Source organism: Cohnella pontilimi (assembly GCF_005049045.1).
Taxonomy (GTDB): Bacteria; Bacillota; Bacilli; order Paenibacillales; family Paenibacillaceae; genus Cohnella; species Cohnella pontilimi.
This window is the reverse complement of sequence record NZ_SUPK01000006.1, coordinates 204,839-224,599: the sequence shown is the minus strand read 5'-3', so window position 1 is coordinate 224,599 and position 19,761 is coordinate 204,839. Positions and strand designations below refer to the sequence as shown.

Annotated in this window: 20 protein-coding genes; all 20 read left to right on the top strand. The window is 57.3% G+C overall.

Annotated elements, in window-relative coordinates; translation table 11 throughout:
• The first annotated feature begins 3 nt into the window (after positions 1–3).
• Positions 4–2,673, top strand: coding sequence for a valine--tRNA ligase (locus tag E5161_RS13680; RefSeq protein ID WP_136778371.1), 2,670 nt, complete (start codon positions 4–6; stop codon positions 2,671–2,673).
• 15 nt (positions 2,674–2,688) lie between these two features.
• Positions 2,689–4,086 carry a bifunctional folylpolyglutamate synthase/dihydrofolate synthase gene (locus tag E5161_RS13675; RefSeq protein ID WP_136778370.1) on the top strand — a complete coding sequence of 466 codons (1,398 nt, stop codon included), beginning with the start codon at positions 2,689–2,691 and terminating at the stop codon, positions 4,084–4,086.
• Positions 4,058–5,482 (top strand): UDP-N-acetylmuramate--L-alanine ligase, encoded by a 1,425-nt coding sequence (gene murC / locus E5161_RS13670; protein WP_136778369.1) that lies wholly within the window; start codon positions 4,058–4,060, stop codon positions 5,480–5,482. Before E5161_RS13675 ends, murC begins: the two co-directional genes overlap by 29 nt.
• 756 nt (positions 5,483–6,238) lie before the next feature.
• Positions 6,239–7,507, top strand: a complete 1,269-nt coding sequence (locus E5161_RS13665) for an SPOR domain-containing protein (RefSeq protein WP_136778368.1) — start codon at positions 6,239–6,241, stop codon at positions 7,505–7,507.
• A gap of 241 nt (positions 7,508–7,748) precedes the next feature.
• Positions 7,749–7,991 (top strand): DUF4321 domain-containing protein, encoded by a 243-nt coding sequence (locus E5161_RS13660; RefSeq protein ID WP_136778367.1) that lies wholly within the window; start codon positions 7,749–7,751, stop codon positions 7,989–7,991.
• A gap of 28 nt (positions 7,992–8,019) precedes the next feature.
• Positions 8,020–8,631: a Maf family protein gene (locus E5161_RS13655; protein WP_136778366.1), complete on the top strand. Its 612-nt coding sequence runs from the start codon at positions 8,020–8,022 to the stop codon at positions 8,629–8,631.
• Positions 8,632–8,710: 79 nt separating this feature from the next.
• A complete protein-coding gene (gene radC / locus E5161_RS13650) occupies positions 8,711–9,400 on the top strand; it encodes a RadC family protein (RefSeq protein ID WP_136778365.1) in 690 nt (229 codons plus the stop codon).
• Between the two features lie 39 nt (positions 9,401–9,439).
• Positions 9,440–10,474 (top strand): rod shape-determining protein, encoded by a 1,035-nt coding sequence (locus E5161_RS13645; RefSeq protein ID WP_136778364.1) that lies wholly within the window; start codon positions 9,440–9,442, stop codon positions 10,472–10,474.
• A 61-nt stretch (positions 10,475–10,535) separates the two neighbouring features.
• Entirely contained in the window at positions 10,536–11,390 is an 855-nt protein-coding gene (gene mreC, locus E5161_RS13640; RefSeq protein WP_136778523.1) for a rod shape-determining protein MreC, read from the top strand.
• Positions 11,387–11,917 (top strand): rod shape-determining protein MreD, encoded by a 531-nt coding sequence (gene mreD / locus E5161_RS13635; protein ID WP_136778363.1) that lies wholly within the window; start codon positions 11,387–11,389, stop codon positions 11,915–11,917. The genes mreC and mreD overlap by 4 nt, the downstream gene beginning before the upstream one ends.
• Before the next feature lie 74 nt (positions 11,918–11,991).
• Positions 11,992–12,648 (top strand): septum site-determining protein MinC, encoded by a 657-nt coding sequence (gene minC / locus E5161_RS13630; protein WP_136778362.1) that lies wholly within the window; start codon positions 11,992–11,994, stop codon positions 12,646–12,648.
• 3 nt (positions 12,649–12,651) lie between these two features.
• Positions 12,652–13,446, top strand: a complete 795-nt coding sequence (gene minD / locus E5161_RS13625; RefSeq protein ID WP_136778361.1) for a septum site-determining protein MinD — start codon at positions 12,652–12,654, stop codon at positions 13,444–13,446.
• 7 nt (positions 13,447–13,453) lie between these two features.
• On the top strand, positions 13,454–14,602 hold the full coding sequence (locus tag E5161_RS13620; RefSeq protein ID WP_136778360.1) for an FtsW/RodA/SpoVE family cell cycle protein: 1,149 nt from the start codon (positions 13,454–13,456) through the stop codon (positions 14,600–14,602).
• Between the two features lie 91 nt (positions 14,603–14,693).
• Positions 14,694–15,599 carry a M23 family metallopeptidase gene (locus E5161_RS13615; RefSeq protein ID WP_136778359.1) on the top strand — a complete coding sequence of 302 codons (906 nt, stop codon included), beginning with the start codon at positions 14,694–14,696 and terminating at the stop codon, positions 15,597–15,599.
• Positions 15,592–16,467: a M50 family metallopeptidase gene (locus tag E5161_RS13610; protein ID WP_136778358.1), complete on the top strand. Its 876-nt coding sequence runs from the start codon at positions 15,592–15,594 to the stop codon at positions 16,465–16,467. Before E5161_RS13615 ends, E5161_RS13610 begins: the two co-directional genes overlap by 8 nt.
• A 32-nt stretch (positions 16,468–16,499) precedes the next feature.
• The gene (locus E5161_RS13605; RefSeq protein WP_136778357.1) at positions 16,500–17,735 is read left to right on the top strand and encodes an Rne/Rng family ribonuclease; all 1,236 of its coding nucleotides are present in this window, start codon (positions 16,500–16,502) and stop codon (positions 17,733–17,735) included.
• Between the two features lie 179 nt (positions 17,736–17,914).
• Entirely contained in the window at positions 17,915–18,226 is a 312-nt protein-coding gene (rplU, locus tag E5161_RS13600) for a 50S ribosomal protein L21 (RefSeq protein WP_136778356.1), read from the top strand.
• Positions 18,227–18,236: 10 nt separating this feature from the next.
• Positions 18,237–18,569 carry a ribosomal-processing cysteine protease Prp gene (locus E5161_RS13595; protein ID WP_136778355.1) on the top strand — a complete coding sequence of 111 codons (333 nt, stop codon included), beginning with the start codon at positions 18,237–18,239 and terminating at the stop codon, positions 18,567–18,569.
• Between the two features lie 15 nt (positions 18,570–18,584).
• Positions 18,585–18,896 (top strand): 50S ribosomal protein L27, encoded by a 312-nt coding sequence (rpmA, locus tag E5161_RS13590; protein WP_136778354.1) that lies wholly within the window; start codon positions 18,585–18,587, stop codon positions 18,894–18,896.
• A gap of 103 nt (positions 18,897–18,999) precedes the next feature.
• Complete coding sequence (locus tag E5161_RS13585; RefSeq protein WP_136778353.1) at positions 19,000–19,761, top strand: Spo0B domain-containing protein; 762 nt, start codon at positions 19,000–19,002, stop codon at positions 19,759–19,761.

Below are 19,761 nucleotides of genomic sequence, written 5' to 3'. Positions count from 1 at the left end.
TAAATGTCCGAAATGCAAGAACGGCTGCAGTCCGAAATGCCGACGACATACGATCCGACTGTTGCCGAGCGCAAATGGTACGGCACATGGATCCGCGAAGGGTATTTTCAAGCCGGCCGGCGCCCCGACGCACCGAAATATACGATCGTCATTCCGCCGCCGAACGTGACCGGCATGCTGCACATCGGCCATGCGCTCGATTTTACGCTTCAAGATATTCTCGTGCGTTTCAAGCGGATGCAGGGGTTCGACGCCCTGTGGCTCCCGGGAACCGATCATGCGGGAATCGCCACGCAGACGAAGGTGGAACAAAAGCTCCGCGAGGAAGGCAAATCCCGTTACGATCTGGGCCGCGAGGCATTTTTGGAGAAAGTATGGGAATGGAAGGAAACCTATGGCGCTTCGATCCGCGAACAATGGGCGAAAATGGGTCTCAGCCTGGACTACTCGCGCGAGCGCTTTACGTTGGACGAAGGCCTTTCGAAGGCCGTCCGTGAGGTATTCGTCCGTTTGTATGACAAAGGCCTGATTTACCGCGGCAAAAGGATCATTAACTGGGATCCCGCCGCGAGGACGGCACTGTCCGATATCGAGGTCGAATACAAAGAAGTCAACGGGCACCTGTATCATCTGCAATATCCTCTTGCCGACGGAAGCGGACATCTGACCGTGGCGACCACGAGACCCGAAACGATGCTCGGCGATACGGCGGTTGCGGTTCATCCGGAAGATCAACGATATCGGCACCTAATCGGCCGAATGCTTCGTCTGCCGATCGTGAATCGCGAAATCCCGATTATCGCAGACGAATATGTCGAGAAAGATTTCGGCAGCGGAGCGGTGAAGATTACGCCGGCGCACGATCCGAACGACTTTGAGGTCGGATCGCGCCACGACCTGCCGCAAATTACGGTGATGGACGAGAGCGGACGAATGAATGCGAATGCCGGGCCTTACCAAGGCATGGACCGCTTCGAATGCCGCAAGGCGATCGTGAAGGAGCTGCAGGATCTCGGCGTTTGCATCAAGATCGAGGACCACGTCCACCAGGTGGGCCACAGCGAGCGCTCCGGCGCGGTGGTCGAGCCGTATTTGTCGACACAATGGTTCGTCTCCATGAAGCCGCTGGCCGAGCGTGCGATCGACAACCAGAGATCGGGCCAAGGCGTAAACTTCGTTCCGGATCGTTTTGAAAAGATTTATTTGAATTGGATCGAAAATGTCCGCGACTGGTGTATTTCCCGGCAGTTATGGTGGGGGCACCGCATTCCGGCCTGGTACTGCGAAGCATGCGGAGAAACCCATGTGTCGCGGGAAGACTTGACGGTGTGCCCGAAGTGCGGCAGCGAATCTCTTCAGCAGGACGAAGACGTGCTGGACACTTGGTTCAGCTCGGCTCTATGGCCTTTCTCCACCTTGGGATGGCCCAACGATACCGAGGATTTGAAGAGATACTACCCGACCGACGTGCTGGTGACGGGTTACGATATCATTTACTTCTGGGTCGCCCGGATGATTTTCACCGCACTGGAATTCACCGACCGCATTCCGTTCAAAGACGTGTTGATTCACGGTCTCGTTCGCGATGCGGAAGGCCGCAAAATGTCCAAATCGCTCGGCAACGGCGTCGATCCGCTGGATGTAATCGAGCAATACGGCGCAGATGCGATGCGCTATATGATCTCTACGGGCAGCACCCCGGGTCAGGATTTGCGTTACCGCTTCGAAAAAGTGGAGCAGGCCCGCAATTTCGCGAACAAGATCTGGAACGCGTCCCGGTTTGCGCTGATGAACCTGGAAGGCTTCAAGCATGAGGACATCGATTTGTCCGGACCGCTTTCCACTTCCGACCGCTGGATTTTGCACCGGTTCCACGAGACGGCCCGCGACATTACGCGCCTCATGGAAAACTATGATTTTGGCGAAACGGGACGGCTGCTATACAACTTCATCTGGGACGACTTGTGCGATTGGTACATTGAATTCGCGAAATTGAGCCTGTACGGCACGGACACCCAGGCGAAGCGCAGTACGCAATCGGTTCTCGCCTATGTGCTGGACCGCACGCTTCGCCTGCTGCATCCGTTCATGCCGTTCTTGACCGAAGAGATTTGGCAGCATCTGCCTCACGAGCCGGGCGAGACGATTACGCTGGCCGCGTGGCCTGCGTACGATGCGGCCTTCGAAGCGGCCGATGCCGTGAAAGAAATGGAGCTGCTCATGGACGTCATTCGGGCCGTACGCAACATCCGTGCCGAAGTGAACGTGTCGCCGGGCAAAAAAATCGAGCTGCTGCTCAAGCCGACCGGTGCCGCGGAAGAAGGCATTTTCGCCCGCAACGAGGAGTATGTGCGCCGATTCTGCAATACGTCTACTTTCACGCTGGATGCCGGCCTGACGCCGCCGGACAAAGCCATGACCGCGGTGGTGACGGGCGCCGAGCTGTATTTGCCTCTTGCGGGCTTGATCGACATCGGGCAGGAAATCGCCCGTCTCGAGAAAGAGCTGGCTCATTTGGAGGCTGAAGTTGAGCGCGTGGAGAAGAAACTCTCCAACGAAGGTTATATCGCGAAGGCGCCCGCCCATGTCGTAGAGCAAGAGCGGGCCAAAGGCGAAGATTATCGGAGCAAGCGGGATAAGGTGTTGGCCCGGATCGCCGAACTTCGCGGATGATAGGAGATGGGCAGGATGAACGATAGTAATGCGCCATCGGACGGCAACCGCCCTTTTCGGACGGCGGTGGAGGCGGTTGCCTGGATTACCGGGCTTACCGCTTTCGGCATCCGTCCGGGCTTGGAAAGAATCGGCCGGATGATGGAACGGTTCAACCATCCGTACCGGCGGTTAAAATTCATACATGTGGCGGGTACGAACGGCAAAGGCTCGGTCTGCGCGTATTTGACGAGCGTGCTGAGGCAGTGCGGTTACGATGTGGGGACCTTTACGTCCCCCTACCTGACATCTTACGCGAACCGTCTTCAGTACAATGGGGAGGACATCGACGACGAAAGCTTATTGAAGCTTGCGAACCGAATTAAGCCGGTTGCTGACGAACTGGCGGCAAGCGAGCCGGAGCTGGGCTATCCGACGATGTTTGAAATTACGACTGCGCTGGCGATTCTCTATTACGGCACGGTCGTTTATCCCGATTATGTTGTATGGGAGACGGGGCTAGGCGGCCGGCTGGACGTGACCAATATCGTCGTGCCCGTCGTCAGCGTCATTACGAACGTCGGCCACGACCATATGGATGTGCTGGGACCGACGCTCGAACATATCGCCAGAGAAAAAGCCGGCATCATCAAGCCGGGTGTTCCTGTGGTGACGGGCGAAACGCGCCCGGAGATTCTCGATATTTTTCGGGAGACCGCGGAAGCGAATCACGCGTCCCTCTATGCGCGGGGTGAGAAGTTCGGATTCGAACCGATTTCCGTCGCTGAGGATGAGCAGCGGTTTTCTTTTACCGGTCCCTTCCGGGACATCCCGTCTCTCACGATCTCGCTGAACGGCGCGCATCAGCAGGCCAACGCGGCAACTGCCGTCATGACCTTGGAGGTGCTCCGCCAATTTTACGCGCTGATCGTGGAAGACGAAGATTTGGCGGCGGAAGGCCTGCGCCTGGCCGCTTGGCCGGGACGTCTCGAAATGGTGTCGAAAAACCCGCGCATACTGATCGACGGGGCCCACAATCCGGAAGGAATGGCGGCACTGGCGGCGGCTTTGCGCGATGTATATCGTTTCGACCGGTTAAACGTCGTGATGGCGATGATGCCCAATAAGAATCACGAATATTCTTTGCGGCATATACTACCAATGATTGATACGCTCGTCATTACGGAACCGGATTTTCATAAAAAAATGAAGGCCGAAGACCTGGCGGCCGTCGCGAAACGGCTGCAGGAGGAGCTCGGCCGGCCCCGCGAAATCGCGGTGGAGCCGGATTGGCGCCGCGCCGTCGCACGCCTGCGCGAGTTGGACGGCGCTTCGTCCGAAGGGACGCTGAACGTCGTTACCGGCACGTTATACTTGATTGCCGATGTCCGCTCGTGGCTGCTCCATGGAACGAATTCAGAAAAAGGCTGGTGAATCGTCGTTGCGAACGGCTGAACATGTACATTTTATCGGCATCGGGGGTTACGGCATGAGCGCCATCGCCCGTGTCATGCTGGAGCTCGGATATGAGGTGTCCGGTTCCGACGTCGTCCGTCAGGAATTAACCGATAAGCTGGCCGCCAAAGGCGCCCGAATTCATATCGGTCACGATCCGGAGTACGTGCGGGGGGCCGACCTTGTCGTGTACTCCACTGCGCTGCCTAAAGACAATGTTGAACGCCAAGCCGCCGAGCAGCTGAACATTCCCACGCTGCATAGATCACAGATGCTGGCCAGACTGCTGAACGCCAGAACCGGCGTTGCCGTAGCGGGCGCACACGGGAAAACGACGACTTCGTCGATGATCGCGCTTGTGCTGGAAACTTGCGGACTGGACCCCACCTTTATCATCGGGGGCGAGATCGTCAACGTGGGGACGAACGCCAAGGCCGGCAAAGGGGATATCGTCGTGGCCGAGGCTGACGAGAGCGACGGTTCGTTCCTTCAATACACGCCGGCGATAGCCGTCGTCACCAATATCGAGGCCGATCATCTTGAAAATTACGACGGTGATTTCGGCAAACTGCTCGAGGCTTACGTTTCTTTTTTGCGAAATGTGCGGCCTGACGGGATCGCTGTCGTTTGTACGGACGACGAGAACGTTCGTAATATGATTCCGAAAGTGAAGGACAAGACACGTCTCGTCACTTTTGCGATCGACCGCGACGCGGACTACACTGCAGCCGACATACGCTTGGGCGACCGCACCGCGACATTCACGATGAAACGCGGAGGCGAAGCGCTCGGAGACGTCACGTTGTCGGTGCCTGGACTGCACAACGTTTATAACGCACTGGCCACTATTATCGTTTGCTTGGAAGCAGGTGCTCCTTTCGAAAAGGTGGCGGCCGCCATTACCGAGTTTCGCGGCGCCAAGCGGCGGTTTCAAGTGCTTGGCGAAGTGAAGGACATGCTGGTCGTGGACGATTACGCGCATCATCCGACGGAGATCCAGGCCACCATCCAGGCGGCCAAAGCGACCGGCAAACGGATCATCGCGGTCTTCCAGCCCCAGCGTTACACGCGCACGTTCTTTTTGCTCGATGCGTTCAGCCGGGCATTCGCGGACGCGGATGAGGTGATCATCACCGACATCTACTCGCCGGCAGGCGAGCAGCGGATCGAAGGCGTACACTCCGAGCGGCTGGTCGAGCTGATCGCCGGCAACAGCAATCCGAACGTATCTTATGTCCCGACCAAGGAAGAGGTTCGGGACTTGCTGGCGGAACGCGTCGCTCCCGGCGACCTTGTGCTCACGATGGGCGCCGGCGACATATGGAAAGCGGCCGACAGTCTCGTCCGGCTTTTGCGGGAGCGGGAACGGGCCTAAAGCTCTGTATTATTGGGCTGCCGGAAGGTGTAAGCACCTTTCCGGCAGCCTTTTTGCGTTTAGTCGGGCTACTACCGAATACTTTTTGAGCTTAAGTGGCTGCCATCGGCTTAACCTTCGCGAACCGCCGCTCGTTGAGGGGCTTAAGCGGGTGCCATCGGCTTAACCTTCATGAACCGCTTCTCGTTGAGGGACTTAAGCGGGTGCCATCGGCTTAACCTTCGCGAACCCGCCGCTCTTTGAGGGGCTTAAGCGGGTGTCATCGGCTTAACCTCCGCGAACCGCCGCTCGTTGAGGGGCTTAAGCGGGTGCCATCGGCTTAACCTTCGCGAGCCGCCGCTCGTTGAGGGGCTTAAGCGGGTGCCATCGGCTTAACCTCCTCCACGCACACAAGAGCAGCTGGGAGATTCGGTTTTCGAACAGTATTCGTTACTCTAAGAGACTATACTTCGGTTGATTGACGGAGGTTCAGCACATTAGTTACTCTAGGAGACGTTACTTTAATGGATTATCGATGTTTGAGGAAGCGCTGGAGTTTCTCCGACCAGCGCCCACCACCACCAATAACACTGTCCCACGCACTTACACACCACCAACTACCGCAAACCGCCACCTCTTACATTCTCCCACGCACATAACGCCGACGCTAAGAACCTGCCAAACCATCTTCTTTTGGTCCAAATCCGCGCAGCCATCATAAATGTCTCTTGTCTCTCATATTCTCTTACTAGAAAACGAGATAAGGGAGAGACACGCATGCAGCCGAAAACGAGAATGACGTTCCGGTTCGATCCGCCGAAGCCGGCGCCCCTTCCGCAGCCTGTCAAGCTGCACCCGGTGCCGGCGGGAGAACGGAAGGCCGCGGAACCGGAGCATGTACAGGACGACTCGAAGCCGGCGCAGCCGGAAACTTCGCCGTCCGACCAAACGACCTATTACGCGGGTGGTCCGTTTCAGGACGACCTATACACGTTGGAACAAATGATCCGTACGGCCGAACCGATCCGCATCCGCCAACCCGCGGCGGAATCCCCGGCGAAAATGCCTCCGCCCGAGGAAGAGCAGACATCGGAGCACGTGTCTTACTCGGATGTCGGACCGGCGGAGTGGACGCCGATTGACGAAGGAGACCGGATGCAAAGCTGGCTTTCCGGGGCGTTAAACCGGAAAGAAGGTCCCTCTTGGTGGCGCGTATTCGTCTCGGTAGCCGGAGCGGTGGCCACCGGCGCCTTGTTCGGCTACCTGGTGCTCACTTTGTTCACCGGCGACGCGCCATTTCCCGCCGCCGAGCAGCCCGGCAAAGACGCTCCCGTTCAAGCGACGGCACCGCTAGCTTCAACTCCCGCGTCCGGACAAGCCGTCCCTCCGACCGCGACAAGTCGGGTACAACAGCCGGCGAATTCCGCGGCCGTGACCGAATCCGCTTTTTACCTGCTGCAGTATGGCGTCTTTCGTACCGAAGAAAGCATGCTGGCGGCGATGGAACAGCTGAAGCGAAGGGGACTTCCCGCCGCGGCGGACCGATCCGACGGTTACCGGGTTTATGCGGGGGCGGCGGATTCGAAAGAAGAAGCCAATCGGCTCGCCGGTCAGTTATCCGGAGTAGAAGTTTATGTGAAGCCTTCCGTTTCGCCGGCGCTGGCTCCGAACGAAACGGCGGCGGCGCTGTCACTGGCCGATTTCGCCCGACAAAGTGCGGAGCTGACTCATACCTTTGCCCGGTTGTCCGTCCTCGCGCTGCAGGAGGAGAAGCCGCAGCCGTTCGATCAAGCGGCGCTAAGCTCTCTCCGTCAGACTCACAAGCTGTGGATCGATTCCGCCAAATCGACGGCCGGCCTTACCGGAACGGAGCTCAAGACAGCGAATCAACTGGTACAAAGCTTGAACGCGGCGATGGTATCGATTGACGATTACAACCGGAAACCGGCACGCTATCATCTGTGGAACGTTCAAACAGCGGTGATGGAAGCCGCGATCAGCGACCGGGCGCTGCGGGACGCCTTACTCCAGAGTACGCCAAAATGAAAGTTATTTCAGAAAGTGGGTCTTTAAAACAGGACTTTCGTCCTAAACAGCCTCCGACTTTGGGGCTGTTTTTGCACGCTTCATAAGTGTTTATCCTGTCAAATTCGCCCGCAGCACGCCCGTAACCCCGGATGTATCCGAAACCCTGCAAAAATTGGAGGGAATTCATAGATTGTGCGACTTGTCCGGGGAACGTATAATGAAGAAACGGGTGTCAAAAAATGGTGGGAGACGAGGAATCATGAAGAAAAACGGCTGGATTCTGGTCTTATTCGTGATTTTGGGACTGTTGGCGGGATCATTGGCCGCCCGGGCGCTAAAGGACGTGCATGAAATCTCCTTTTTGACCCGTCCGATGGCGGTTTCCTGGTCTCCGGCCGCTGACCTCGGCGTCATCCGCTACGACCTCAAGCTCAGTATCGATCTTACGCTGCTGAGCATCCTAGGCGCAGCCGGCGCCATATGGCTGTACCGCAAAATGTAAATGACCTTCGAAAGGAAGAACGTGTCCGATGACCGTTACCTCGAACATCCGTCCTACGCTGATTTTGGCTTCGACCTCTCCGCGCAGACAAGAGCTCATTACCACATTGGGACTTCCCGTGATGGTGCGGCCTAGTCATGCGGACGAGAAAACGCCGGGAGACTGGTCCCCGGACCGCATCGTCGAGGAGTTGGCGAACCGGAAAGCCAGGGCGGTGTGGGAATCGGTCCGGGGCACGATGAAAACGGCGGCGGTCGTGGTCGGAAGCGACACGATCGTCGTACTGGACGGCCGCGTCATGGGCAAGCCCAAAGATCCGGAAGAAGCGTTCGAGATGCTGAGCCGCTTGGCCGGCAACACCCATGAGGTGTATACCGGAGTAAGCTGCATCGGTCTCATGGATGGGCAGACGGTTACCAATCACCGCGTGACCAAAGTGCGCATGCGGCAGCTGTCGCCGGACCAGATCCGGCGCTACGTGCAGACCGGCGAGCCTTTGGACAAAGCGGGCGCATACGGCGTACAGGGTGTTGGCGCGCTGCTGGTGGACTCACTGGAAGGCTGCTATTTCAACGTGGTGGGACTGCCGTTGTCGCTGCTGGCCGTTCAGCTGGAACAGTTCGGGGTTACTCTCCCCTGATGCAGCTGGATGTTGTATTGCGGGAATCGACTAGCCAATTCCGCGTCCGACGCGGGCTGTCGAAAGAAGGAAAATGACGTTGGAAAACCGCGCTTACCGGCTCCGGGATTTGCCTGAGGACGAACGGCCGAGGGAAAGAATGGCCCGGCTCGGAGCGGAGGCTCTCAGCCATGCCGAGCTGCTGGCCATTTTGCTTCGCACCGGAAGCCGCCGGGAATCGGCGATTCATCTGGCGCAGCGTATTTTGCAGGATTGCGGGGGGCTTCGCCGGTTCGCGGAGCGAAGCTGGGACGAGCTGACGCATATTCCCGGCATCGGGCCCGCCAAAGCGATTGAGCTTCAGGCGAGTCTTGAACTCGGCCGGCGCGTGGCCCGCTCGCGCCTGCCGGAAGCCCCGCCCGTGACGCGGCCGCAGGATGCGGCCGACTTGCTCATGGAAGAGCTCCGGCATTTGCGCGAAGAGCATTTTGTCGTACTATTCTTGAATACGAAGAACCGTGTCATCGGACGCCAAACGGTGTCGGTCGGCAGTTTGAACGCTTCGGTCGTTCATCCGCGGGAAGTGTTCAGAGCCGCAATCCGCAGAAGCAGTGCCTCGATTCTATGCGCGCACAACCATCCCAGCGGGGATCCGACACCGAGTCCGGAGGATATACAGCTGACACGCAGGCTTGCGGAAGCCGGAGAACTGGTCGGAATCGAACTATTGGATCATATTGTCATCGGGGATAATCGCTTTATCAGTTTGAAGGAACTAGGATGCTTGTAATATAATAATAAGGATTGTCATTCCAGGAGGTACCCGCTTATGTTTGGAGGATTTACGCGCGATTTGGGCATTGATCTCGGAACCGCGAACACGCTCGTTTACATCAAAGGTAGAGGAATCGTCGTAAGGGAGCCGTCAGTGGTCGCCCTGCGTACCGATACGAAAAAAATCGAAGCCGTCGGCGGCGACGCGAAGAAAATGATCGGCCGCACGCCGGGCAACATCGTGGCCATTCGTCCAATGAAGGACGGCGTCATCGCCGACTTCGAGACGACCGCCACCATGATCAAATATTTCATTCGGCGCGCTCAGAAGCAGCGTTCGTTGTTCCGGCGCCATCCCGACGTTATGGTTTGCGTTCCTTCCGGCATCACGGCCGTTGAGAAACGCGCAGTCGAGGACGCCACCAAGCAGGCGGGCGCCCGCGAAGCTTTCACGATCGAGGAACCGTTCGCCGCAGCGATCGGCGCCGATTTGCCGGTCTGGGAACCGACGGGCAGCATGGTCGTCGATATCGGCGGAGGCACCACCGAGGTGGCCGTCATCTCGCTGGGCGGCATCGTCACAAGCCGTTCCATCCGGATTGCCGGCGACGAAATGGACGAATCGATCATTCAATACATCAAACGCCTCTATAATCTCATGATCGGCGAACGTACCGCGGAACAGCTGAAAGTGGAAATCGGATCGGCCATGCCGCTGGACAAGCTGGAGTCTATCGAAATCCGCGGCAGAGATTTGGTCACGGGATTGCCGAAGACGCTGGCGATTACATCGGACGAAGTGGCCGAGGCGCTGTCCGATACGGTGAACGCGATTGTGGACTCGGTGAAGGTCACGCTTGAGAAATGTCCTCCCGAGCTGTCCGCTGATATCATGGATCGCGGTATCGTATTGACGGGCGGCGGAGCGCTCCTCCGCAATCTGGACAAAATGCTCGCGCGCGAAACCGGCATGCCGGTCATCGTGGCGGAGAACCCGCTTGACTGCGTGGCGATCGGTACCGGGCGCGCGCTGGAAAATATCCATCTGTTCAAATCCTCCAAAGGCGGATCGGGGAGGTCCGGCCGCTGATATGGACCGGACCGCGCTTCTTACGGGCCGGGAAAGCAGGTGAGCCCCTATATTTAAATTGATGCGCAACAAGCGGCTGTTCATCCTGATGATCGGACTTATTCTTTTCATCGCCGTCATGGGATTCACGCTCGGACGCAACCGGCTGACGTGGCCGGAAAAGTTCATCAACGACGCCCTGGGAACGGTGCAGGGGGCGTTGTACCGGCCGGTCGGGGCGGTCGCCGGATTTTTCGGCGACCTCGGCCGGCTTTCCGACGTCTACAACGAAAACAAACAGTTGCGTCAAACGGTAGCCCGCTACGCGCAAGACCAATTGAAGTACAATTTCATAGAGGCGGAGAACGAACGCCTGAAGACTGAGCTCGAGTTTAAAGAAAAGCAAAAGCAATTATATCGTTATCGCTTCCTTATCGCGCAAGTCATCGGCAACGCCACGAATCCGCTGGACCGTACGATCAAAATCGACTTGGGCGCCCGCGACGGCATTCAACCGAGAATGGCGGTCACGACGACCGACGGACTCGTCGGACTGGTCAGCCGCGTATCGGAGTTCACCTCGACGGTCGAGCCGATCACCCAGATCAATCCGGAGTCGCCTAAAGGCGTGCAAATCGCGTCCACCGTTTTCGGCAAAGAATCGGAATCATTCGGAATTATTGATTCGTTCGATCAACAAACCGGCATGCTTCAAATGACCAAAATCGACGAAAACGACAAGATGGCTCCCGGAGACAAAGTTATCACCTCCGGACTGGGCAACGTGTTTCCGAGAGGACTGATGATCGGAACCCTCATGAACCGGCAGGTTGGCGATTTTGGCTTGACCCAGAAAGCTAACGTGAAGCCGGCGGCCGATTTCGATCACCTGCGTGAAGTGTTCGTGGTCGTGGTACCGGAAGTGGCCGGACAATGAAAATTAAAATGAATCGCGCCGTCATGGCAGGAATCGTGCTTTTACTATTGGAAAACGGGGTCGTCCCCTGGCTGGTGCCGGTCGAATGGAGCGGCCGGCTCGTTCCGCATCTCACCTTTGTTTTGACCGTGTTGGTGGCTTCATTCGCGGGGCGGCATCGGGCGTTTCTGTTCGGCCTCGGCTTCGGGCTGATCGGCGACATCCTGTACTACGGCAACTTGATCGGGCCATACGCTTTCGGAATGGGCTTGGTCGGTTACGCGGCGGGACTCATGCTGGAACGCGGCATCCCGACGCTGGCCTCCGTACTGGGAGCGACGGCGGCAGGGAGTTTGGCGCTGAGCACGATCGTGTACATGATTTACCGGTTGTTCCGGCTCACGAATTGGTCCTACGGATACGCTTTTTACTGGTATATGGCGCCCAGCTTGCTGCTGGAAATTCTCATCGCCCTTGCCCTTTACTTGCCTGCCCGCCGACTGCTCTTTAAACAACCGGGATCGTCGGGAGAGGAATCCCCGCTTTAAGGGAACTTCCGCCTGCAGGCAGGAGTTCTGCTCAGATTGGCAGAATTCTGATATGACGAGGGAGGAGCGACAACGTGGCCGGGAAATCACCCATTACCATCAAGGGAGTCAAGGAAGGTCTGATCTTCCTTTTGGACGACCAATGCGACTTCGTTACGCTGCTCGAGGAATTAAACGCCAAGCTGGACAAGCATGTCCAGCAATTTACCGGGCCGATCGTGCACGTGTTCGTCAAGCTCGGTTCCAGGCAGTTGAACGATGAAGATACGGAACGGCTTCGCTCGGTTCTCAAGAAGCAGGGTAACCTCATCGTGCAATCGATCGAAAGCGATCCCTTGCCGCCAGACGCCGACGCCAAGCCGTCTTTGTATACGATGACCGGCATGGTCCGTTCCGGTCAAACGATCGATTACGACGGAACCCTGGTGCTGCTCGGCGATGTGAACCCGGGCGGAACGCTTCGGTGTACGGGAGACATCTATGTGCTAGGCGCACTTAGAGGGATGGCTCACGCAGGCTCGGCCGGCAACGATCAGGCCATTATCGCGGCTTCGCTGATGACGCCTACCCAGCTGCGTATCGCGGACGTGATCAGCCGTCCCCCGGACGAATGGGCGTCCGCCGATCCGTGGATGGAATATGCGTTTTTACGCGACGGATCGATGGCCATCGATAAATTGGCGAGCCTCGGCCGCCACCGTAAGGAAGTCATGCAGTTCAAAGGAGTGTAACGCATGGGAGAAGCGATTGTGGTCACATCAGGTAAAGGCGGTGTCGGGAAAACGACGACGTCGGCCAATCTGGGGACGGCCTTGGCACTGATGGGGAAAAAAGTGTGCATGGTGGACACCGACATCGGCCTGCGCAATCTGGACGTAGTCATGGGACTTGAAAATCGGATCATTTATGATCTGGTTGATGTGGCGGAAGGCCGCTGCAGGGTCAATCAGGCGCTCGTGAAGGACAAACGCTTCGATGAACTGTACATGCTTCCGGCCGCGCAAACGAAAGACAAAAATGATATATCCCCGGAACAAGTCCGGCAAATCGTCGAGAGCTTGAAGCCGGATTTCGATTATGTGATCATCGACTGCCCCGCCGGTATCGAACAAGGGTTCCGCAACGCGGTGGCGGGAGCCGATCAGGCGATCGTCGTGACGACGCCGGAGAATGCGGCCGTGCGGGATGCGGACCGGGTCATCGGCTTGCTGGAGAAATCCAACATGGCGCCTCCCAAGCTCGTCATTAACCGGATTCGTCCGAACCTGCTCAAAAGCGGGGATATGCTGGAGATCGACGACATTTGTCAAGTGCTGGCCATCGATCTGATCGGCATCGTGCCCGACGATGAGCTCGTCATCAAAGCGGCGAACCAGGGAGAGCCGACCGTCATGAATCCCGATTCGCGGGCGGCCCTGGCCTACCGCAATATTGCGCGCCGCATTCTAGGAGAGACCGTTCCTTTGCTGCAACTGGACGAGAAGTCCGGCGTGTTGCGCCGGATGAAGAAGTTTTTGGGAATGGGATGATGCAAGTTTGCTGAACCGAATTAAAAAAATGGACTGGATGATGCTTCTCATTCTGGCAGGCATGATGATGTTCAGTTTCCTGCTGATTCGAAGCGCGATATTCAACAATCCCATATTTTATCAGTCCGATGTCAAGCAACTTGTTTATTACGCTGCGGGATTTGTCGCCATTTTACTCATTACTTTGTTCGATTACCGATGGATCCTCAAAACCTGGTATGTGTGGTATGTCCTCGGTCTGATCCTGCTTGTGCTCGTCTTTAAGTTCGCTCCGTCCATCAACGGGGCGCGAAGCTGGTTCGAGCTGCCGGGAGGACTGAAGTTCCAGCCGGCCGAGTTCATGAAGCTTTTCCTCATTGTGGCCATAGCGGCCATCATGGGTCGGCGCGAAGGCAATCCGCTGCGTATGCGGAGCGATGTGCTGATCGTTGCGCTGACCTCTTTCGTCCCCTTTGCGCTTGTCATGGTACAACCCGACTTGGGCAACGCAGTCATCTATGTTTTCATCACCCTCGGCATGCTGTGGATCGGCAATGTGCGCTATTCCTACGTCACGATCGGTTTAGCGGCCGTTCTAGGGGGATTGCTGCTGTTCGTCACTCTTTTTAACACGTACAATACCGAGATTCACGACTACCTGAAGTCCAAAGATAAAGAGCACTGGTACCTGAGGATCAATACCTACATTCACCCGGAACAGGCGTCCGCAGACGACCGCCGCCAATCGGAATACGCCAAAATCGCCATCGGTTCTGGCGGGTTAGCCGGTGACGGCTACATGGAAGGGGAGTCGAAGAAAAAGAAATTCATCCCCTATATGTATTCAGACTCCATTTTCGTCGTGGTCGGGGAGGAATTCGGTTTTCAAGGAGCCGCGGTGCTGCTGCTGCTCTACTTCCTTTTCATTTACCGAATGATTATTATCGCCTATCAGTGTATCGATTTGAGAGGTTCCTACATCATTATCGGAATCGCCAGCATGCTCGTCTTTCAAGTGTTCGAGAATATCGGGATGATGATCGGCCTCATGCCGATTACCGGCATCACATTGCCGTTCATTAGCTACGGGGGCACTTCGCTGCTGCTCAATATGGCGTGTATCGGTATTATTTTCAGCATTCGCGCTCATCAGGAAAAATACGAATCGGACCATTAACGACGCCGCGGCTTACGGCGCCGTTTTTTATTCTAATCACTCCTTGTCCGCCATAGGTTGTAGTAAAGACGCGGACAAGGAGGAGTTCGGTGTGGAAATCCGCGACAACGTCCGCCGGCGCAGGCGGGAACGGATGGAGAAGCTGCTGGGCGAGCTGCCGGTTGAGATAAGCCAGTCCAAAGAGGAGCGGAAGCCGCCGGAATGGCTCATGGCTGCCCCGCAGGCGGTGGAAGCGGAAGCCGAACCGGATCCGGAAAAATGGTGGAAGGAGCAGCAGCGGCGGCATTTTGCGGAGACGCCGGCCTGGTCGGGCATCGGACAGGTGACGCCGCAGCGTTCCGCAGCACCTCGCATCCCCTCACACCAATCGTCGGGCAGTTCATCGTTTGCGAAAAGTTTCGCGATTCGCATCGTGATCGCGGCGGTCGTTTACGGCGCCGCTTGGGGATGGTTCCAATCGGGATTGCCGGGCAGCTCGGAGGCGAAAGCTTGGACAGTCCATACCGTTACGACGGACATGGATTTTCGAGCGATTGAAGTTTGGTACGAAAGGACGTTCGGCGGTTCTCCCGCCTTCTTGCCGATCTTCCGGAACGGCGACGAGACGCAGGCGGTATCGGGAAGCTGGAATCGCGAATCGGCGGTGATGCCGGTGGAGGGACGGGTCGTGCAAACCTTCGCACAAGACGGCAGCGGCGTACGAATCGCAGCCAAGGGAGGCAGCAGCGTAAAGGCGGTGTATGCGGGCCGCATCCTGCAGGTTATGACCGAATCGGGCGGCAAGTCGACCGTAATTGTGCAGCATGCCGGCCGGATTGTGACGGTTTACGGCAATCTCGCATCCGCGGACGTAAAGGCGGGTGATTGGGTGGAGGCCGGGCAGCGGCTGGGGAGCATGCCGGTTCCGCTTAACGACGGAGGAGAAAGCCTGCTGATATTTGCCGTGAAGCAAAACGGAAATACGGTGGATCCCGCGGAAGTGGTCCCTTTTGATTAGATGGCGGGGCATCGCCTTTCACTTTCACCCGTTGTTCGTCCTCGTCATGCTGGCCTCCGTCGCCGCCGGCCGTTTCGCGGAATTGGCCGTGCTTTTCCTCATCGTCCTCATTCACGAGCTCGGGCATGTCGCCGCGGCGCTGCACTTCGGCTGGACCGTGAAGGAAGTGAAGCTGCTGCCTTTCGGAGGCGTGGCCGAAGTGGAGGAAGCCGGCGCTCTCCCGGTGAAGGAGGAAATGTGGGTAGCCTTGGCCGGGCCGATGCAGAATGTCTGGATGGCGGCGGCCGGATGGCTGCTCGGACAAGCGGGTTGGATCGAGGTGGGCTGGGCGGACCAGTTCGTACGCGCCAACCTGCTCATTTGCTTGTTTAATCTGCTTCCGATCCTGCCTCTCGACGGAGGAAAACTGCTCCAGGCCTGGATCAGTCTCCATATTCCGTTCCATCGCACGCTGGTGTGGTGCGCGACGATGAGCATCGCGTTCAGCGCCGCGGTCGTTGGATACGCGCTGTGGCCTTTAACGGAAGGCGGGTTGCTGGAGCTGAATTTGCTCGTCGTCGGATTGTTTCTATTTTTTTCGAATTGGATGCACCGCCGGAACGTTCCGTTCTTGTTCCTGCGGTTTCTCGTGCACCGCGTGCGCCGCTCGGAGCGGCACTTCGACAAAGGCGCGCTGGCGCGTCCCATCGTAATCGGAGACGACCGCCCGGCGGTATCCGTCATCCGCCTCTTTATGAAAGAAGGCTACCATTTGGTGTATGTGATGAAAAAAGGCAAGATCGTGAAAGTGCTGCCCGAGGGAACGATCATCGACGGTTTTCTCGGCCGTCTCAATTCCGGACATGCGGACGCACGGTTTTTCATGTAAAATGACAAGTAAAAAGAGTCACGGAGGACGGAATGAAGCAGCTGTTCGTGCATTGTACGCGCAACATGACCCAATCCGCCCTGCTTGAGGACGGCCGCCTGGCGGAGTTCAGCGTGGAACGGTCGGAAGGGACCTCGCTTGTCGGCAATTTGTATAAAGGCCGCGTTGTGAATGTGCTGCCCGGCATGCAGGCGGCGTTCGTGGACATCGGGCTGTCGAAAAACGCTTTTTTGTACGTGGACGATGCGCTGCATCCCCATCTGGAGAAACAGCCTAAGCAGAAGCCGTCGATTTCGGAAATTCTCGCGCCCGGCGACGATCTGATCGTACAGGTGATGAAGGAGCCGCTGGGCGGCAAAGGCGCGAGGGTTACGACGCATTTTTCGCTGCCGGGCCGTTGGCTTGTATATATGCCGTATGCGGACTACATCGGCATTTCCAAAAAAATCGAGCAAGAAGCGGAGAGAAACCGCCTCCGCACGCTGGCGGAAGAGCTAAGGGCGCCAGGTGAAGGCATTATTTTACGTACGAATGCAGAAGGCGAAAACCGGGAAGCGATCTCGGAAGACCTTGGCGCTCTTCGACGGATTTGGCAGGAAGCAGCCCTCACCGCGTCGTCGGTACAGGCGCCGGCCGAGCTGCACCGGGATTCCGGGCTCGTTCAGCGAATGGTGCGGGATGTCATGACGCCGGATACGGAAGAATTCATTGTAGACGACGAAGCCTGCTGGAAAGAAGCCAAGGAATTCCTGCGCAAATCGGCTCCTGCTTTGGAAGGGAAGGCCCGCCTGTATCGAGATTCCGTGCCGCTTTTTGAGAAGTTCGGCATTCGGGAGCAAATCGAGCGGGCGTTCCAGCCTCACATCCGGTTGAACAGCGGCGGCTATTTGGTGTGGGACGAGACCGAGGCGCTCACCGTGATCGATGTGAACACCGGCAAATTTACCGGAACGGTGGATTTGGAGGAAACGGTGTTCCGGACGAATCTGGAGGCGGCGGAGGAAATTGCACGTCTGCTGCGGCTTCGAGACGCCGGCGGCATCATCGTCGTCGATTTCATCGATATGGAGAAGGACGAGCACAGGCAGCAAGTGGAGCAGCTGCTCGAAACGACGATGAAGCGGGACCGCACCAAATGCCAGGTCGTCGGCTGGACGAGGCTCGGCCTGCTCGAAATGACCCGCAAAAAAGCCCGGGAGAGCGTGTCGAGTTACTTTTACGAAACGTGCCCGGCCTGCAAGGGCCGGGGGAAAATCTCCCTGCGCTGATATCCATTGAAATGTAGATTGATATTATAAATCGCTTATGATATTATGTTTAAGTGCGTGCAAAGGTATTGCATGCGGAAACCGCACTTTACGGGTCGACAAGACCGGCGCTGCTCTGGCATATGCCGCGGCAACCGGCACCCTACGAGGCGAGTCTTAAGTATGAGGAGGTGCACCCAATGTACGCGATTATCGAAACCGGCGGCAAACAATACAAGGTTCAAGCAGGCGACGTCATCTTCGTGGAGAAACTGTCCGCGAGCGAAGGCGACAGCATCACGTTTGACCGTGTTCTGGCTGTCTCTAACGACAACGGTTTGAACGTAGGCAGCCCGCTTCTGGCAGGCGCATCCGTTACCGGCAAAGTCGAGAAGCATGTAAAAGGCGAGAAAATCATCGTCTATAAGTACAAGCCGAAGAAGAACTACCATCGCAAGCAAGGCCATCGTCAGCCGTACACGAAAGTGACGATCGAAGCCATCAAGGCATAAGAGGGCTCCGATGATTACGGTCACGATCGAACGCAGCAAGCAAGGCCGGATCCGGCGGTTCTCCGTTACGGGTCACGCGATGTATGACGATCCCGGCAAAGACATTGTCTGCGCGGGAGTATCGGCGGTCACCGTCGGCGCCGTGAACGCGGTCGAGAAGCTGACCGGGCTCGTCCCGAAAGCCGAGATGCGCGAAGGCTGGCTGACGGCTGAAGCGCCGTACAGTGAAAACCGCACGCTCGACGGGCAGGCGCAATTGCTGCTCGAAGGCATGATTGCGGCGCTGGAATCCATTGCGGATGAGTACGCGAAGTACGTGAAAATAAAACAAATTTTTTCCTAGAAGGAGGTTGACACCATGTTGAAACTGAATCTTCAGTTGTTCGCCTCGAAAAAAGGCGTAGGTTCGACGAAAAACGGACGCGACAGCGAAGCGAAACGCCTTGGCGCGAAGCGCGCGGACGGCCAGGTGGTAACGGCCGGCAGCATCCTCGTTCGCCAACGCGGCACGAAGATCCACCCGGGCAACAACGTAGGCATCGGCAGCGACGATACGCTGTTCGCGAAAGTGGAAGGCGTCGTCAAATTCGAGCGCATGGGACGCGACCGCAAGAAAGTCAGCGTATACCCAGCGGCACAAGCGCCGGTTGCGGCGGCTCTCGAAGTTTAATACGCATCCAGAATCCCGGCCGGCGATTGCGGCCGGGGTTTTTGTGTTAATGAACACATGAACTTCCCTCACAAGCATTCCAGAAACGGAGGACCGTTTCCACGTGAACAATCGAAACCGATCGGCGGTCTTGGGTTTCGTATCGCTTCTTCTGCCGGCGGCCGCCGTGTACATATGGCGGACGGCTTGGTGGCCTTTACTGTTATTCGCGGTCTGGACCGTCGCCGCAGCCGTAATCTGCGTGCTCTCGGACAGGCGCTATTATCGCGGGCAGAATGCCCGCATGCTGGAGCATGCCCGGCAGTCGGCCATCCGCACGCTGAGCCATCACCGGCATGACTGGATGAACGATCTGCAAATCATGTACGGTTATCTGAGGTTGAAAAAACCCGATAAAGCGATCGAGATCGTGGATAGAATAAGGGAACGGATGGAGAACGACAGCCGGATCTCCCAGCTGCGGAATACGGAGCTGTCGACGTTTCTGTTGTCGTTTCGCACGATATGCGACCATATGAGACTCGAGTTTAAGGTGGAGGACGGGCTCCAGCCGGACCGGCTTCCCGTCGACATGGAGAAATTCGCCGCAATACTCATCGCAATCGTCAACGCGGTCCGATACCGGGCCGTCACGCCGGCGGCCGGAGAAAATGTGCTGCGCCTCACCTTATTTCGATCCGAGGAATCGTTAAGCCTGGAGCTTGTTTTCGAAGGCGAGCTGGCCGCGGGGGGGAGCCTGGCGGCGGAAGTGGAAAATTTGCTGGGCGGTTGGGGACAGTTGACGCAAGAAGCGCTGGGGAAGTCGGCGGGAACGCCGAACGAGCCATGCCGGAAAATGGTTGTCACCTTCCCGATGACCGCCTAA

What these genes read in the sequence shown, in the direction of transcription:
- rplU (WP_136778356.1), top strand. Translation starts at nt 17,915, where the DNA reads ATGTACGCGATTATCGAAACCGGCGGCAAACAATACAAGGTTCAAGCA.
- mreD (WP_136778363.1), top strand. Translation starts at nt 11,387, where the DNA reads ATGAAAATTAAAATGAATCGCGCCGTCATGGCAGGAATCGTGCTTTTA.
- E5161_RS13680 (WP_136778371.1), top strand. Translation starts at nt 4, where the DNA reads ATGTCCGAAATGCAAGAACGGCTGCAGTCCGAAATGCCGACGACATAC.
- murC (WP_136778369.1), top strand. Translation starts at nt 4,058, where the DNA reads ATGGAACGAATTCAGAAAAAGGCTGGTGAATCGTCGTTGCGAACGGCT.
- E5161_RS13595 (WP_136778355.1), top strand. Translation starts at nt 18,237, where the DNA reads ATGATTACGGTCACGATCGAACGCAGCAAGCAAGGCCGGATCCGGCGG.
- mreC (WP_136778523.1), top strand. Translation starts at nt 10,536, where the DNA reads ATGCGCAACAAGCGGCTGTTCATCCTGATGATCGGACTTATTCTTTTC.
- E5161_RS13645 (WP_136778364.1), top strand. Translation starts at nt 9,440, where the DNA reads ATGTTTGGAGGATTTACGCGCGATTTGGGCATTGATCTCGGAACCGCG.
- E5161_RS13665 (WP_136778368.1), top strand. Translation starts at nt 6,239, where the DNA reads ATGCAGCCGAAAACGAGAATGACGTTCCGGTTCGATCCGCCGAAGCCG.
- E5161_RS13605 (WP_136778357.1), top strand. Translation starts at nt 16,500, where the DNA reads ATGAAGCAGCTGTTCGTGCATTGTACGCGCAACATGACCCAATCCGCC.
- minD (WP_136778361.1), top strand. Translation starts at nt 12,652, where the DNA reads ATGGGAGAAGCGATTGTGGTCACATCAGGTAAAGGCGGTGTCGGGAAA.
- E5161_RS13675 (WP_136778370.1), top strand. Translation starts at nt 2,689, where the DNA reads ATGAACGATAGTAATGCGCCATCGGACGGCAACCGCCCTTTTCGGACG.
- E5161_RS13655 (WP_136778366.1), top strand. Translation starts at nt 8,020, where the DNA reads ATGACCGTTACCTCGAACATCCGTCCTACGCTGATTTTGGCTTCGACC.
- rpmA (WP_136778354.1), top strand. Translation starts at nt 18,585, where the DNA reads ATGTTGAAACTGAATCTTCAGTTGTTCGCCTCGAAAAAAGGCGTAGGT.
- E5161_RS13660 (WP_136778367.1), top strand. Translation starts at nt 7,749, where the DNA reads ATGAAGAAAAACGGCTGGATTCTGGTCTTATTCGTGATTTTGGGACTG.